Annotated in this window: 1 pseudogene; it reads right to left on the minus strand. The window is 59.9% G+C overall.

What is annotated here, in order from left to right:
- Nucleotides 1-272: pseudogene (locus SB756_RS30170) on the minus strand (RNA polymerase subunit sigma); the annotation flags it as partial.

Below are 272 nucleotides of genomic sequence, written 5' to 3' on the forward strand. Positions count from 1 at the left end.
CTGAGAGGGTTGATGTCTGGCGGTTCTTCATCGATCACCCCCAGTTCAAGGAAGTAGCCGAAAGCAAGGTCGACGGCGTTGTTGACCACAAGCTCGAAATCGCTGTCGGTGGCGCCGAACCGCTGCTCGCTGCCAATGCCTTCCAGGCGTTCGCGGGCGATTGGGCGCTGATCCTTGATATAGGCAGACAGCCCCTTGAGTACTGCGCCCTTTAGGAAGGGCTCGGCGTAGGTGCGAAAGCGTACCTGGCGCAGTGGGTCGAAGCCGTCGAT

The sequence above is a fragment of the Pseudomonas sp. SIMBA_068 genome (assembly GCF_046534705.1).
GTDB classification, from domain to species: domain Bacteria; phylum Pseudomonadota; class Gammaproteobacteria; order Pseudomonadales; family Pseudomonadaceae; genus Aquipseudomonas; species Aquipseudomonas putida.